Source organism: Synechococcus sp. R6-7 (genome assembly GCF_047461695.1).
GTDB lineage: Bacteria > Cyanobacteriota > Cyanobacteriia > Thermostichales > Thermostichaceae > Thermostichus.
In genome coordinates, this window is sequence record NZ_JANSHS010000292.1 from 1 (window position 1) to 1,486 (window position 1,486).

Here is a 1,486-nt window from a genome sequence, read left to right on the forward strand (position 1 = left end):
CTCGGAGGTGCAAGCCTCGGTGGCTGCCGGCATTGACTCGGTGAAGCGGGTGAATGGCGGCCAGTTGTTGTCTTGGCACATTATCGCCCGTCCCCACGAGAACCTGGAGTACGTGTTGCCCATTCGCTACACCGAGGATGTGGCTCAGTTCCGCGAAGGGGTAAATGCCATCCGTCCCTTCACCCGTCCCTGATGCGTATTGCCATTGTGCGGGGCACCGTCACCAGCACTCAAAAGGATCCCAGCTTGACGGGCGTGAAGTTTTTGTTGGTGCAGTACGTCGATCTCGAGGGCCAGCCGCAACCCGATTACGCTGTGGCTGCCGATCCGGTGGGGGCCGGCATTGACGAGTGGGTGCTGGTTAGCCAAGGCAGTGCCGCTCGCCAGCCGCAAGGAAACCAGACTCGCCCGCTGGATGCAGTGGTGATGGCGATTATCGATACGGTCAGCGTTGGCGGTCGCTCTCTCTACAACAAGCGCGATCAACGCTAGCTGGGATCCCTTCCCTTCTCATCTCTCTTGCTGCCCTTGTCCGCCCTACTGCGTTCTAGAGGCTCACGGTTATGCCTGCTCACACCTATGCTGCACCGCCAACGCCCTGGTCTCGCCGACTGGCGGAGCCTAAGATCGATCCCACAGCCTACGTGCATTCTTTCTCCAACCTCATTGGGGATGTGCGGGTGGAAGCGGAGGTGCTGATCGCCCCGGGAACTTCCATTCGCGCTGACGAGGGATCCCCCTTCCACATTGGCGCCAGATCCAACATTCAGGATGGGGTGGTCATCCACGGCCTGGAACAGGGGCGGGTGATAGGGGAAGACGGCCAACCCTACTCCGTTTGGATTGGCAGAAACACTTCCATCGCCCACATGGCTCTGATCCACGGGCCGGCCTACGTGGGCAACGACTGCTTTATTGGCTTCCGCTCGACCGTGTTCAACGCGCGAGTGGGGGATGGCTGCATCATCATGTTGCATTGCCTGATCCAGGATGTGGAGATCCCCCCAGGCAAGTACGTGCCTTCTGGATCCATCATCACCACCCAGGCCGAGGCCGACCGGCTGCCCGACGTCCAGGATAGCGATGCCAAGTTTGCCCAACACGTGATCGGCATCAACCAAGCCCTGCGAGAGGGCTACCAGTGCAGCGAAAACCTCGTCTGTATCGCTCCCATCCGCAACGAACTGCAGCGCACCTCTAACTCAACGGCTACGGAGACGGCACCCATGACTCATTCTTCCCATCGCGGCAATGGCCGGAACGGCGGCGGATCCCCTCTCAAGCCGGAGGTGGTGGAGCAAATTCGTGCCCTGTTGGCCCAAGGCTATCGCGTGGGGCTAGAGTATGCCGATGCTCGCCGCTTCAAAACCTCTTCCTGGCAAAGCGAAAGCCCAATCACCAGCACCCACGAGGCGGAGGTGGTGCAGTCATTGGGGGCCATCCTGGCAGAACACCAAGGGGAATATGTGCGCCTGCTGGGGATCGA

General features: G+C 60.4%; 2 protein-coding genes and 1 pseudogene. All 3 read left to right on the forward strand.

The window, feature by feature from the left end; translation table 11 throughout:
* Positions 1–193: pseudogene (locus tag NW815_RS08950) on the forward strand (carbon dioxide-concentrating protein CcmK); the annotation flags it as partial.
* The gene (locus NW815_RS08955) at positions 193–492 is read left to right on the forward strand and encodes a EutN/CcmL family microcompartment protein (protein WP_011433394.1); all 300 of its coding nucleotides are present in this window, start codon (positions 193–195) and stop codon (positions 490–492) included. The pseudogene NW815_RS08950 and the gene NW815_RS08955, both read left to right, overlap by 1 nt.
* A gap of 71 nt (positions 493–563) precedes the next feature.
* Positions 564–1,486 (forward strand): ribulose bisphosphate carboxylase small subunit (locus tag NW815_RS08960; protein ID WP_414415926.1); only part of this gene is annotated, 923 nt, incomplete at its 3' end.

Excerpts from the sequence above, each read along its gene's own strand:
- NW815_RS08955 (WP_011433394.1), top strand. The coding sequence starts at position 193 with ATGCGTATTGCCATTGTGCGGGGCACCGTCACCAGCACTCAAAAGGAT.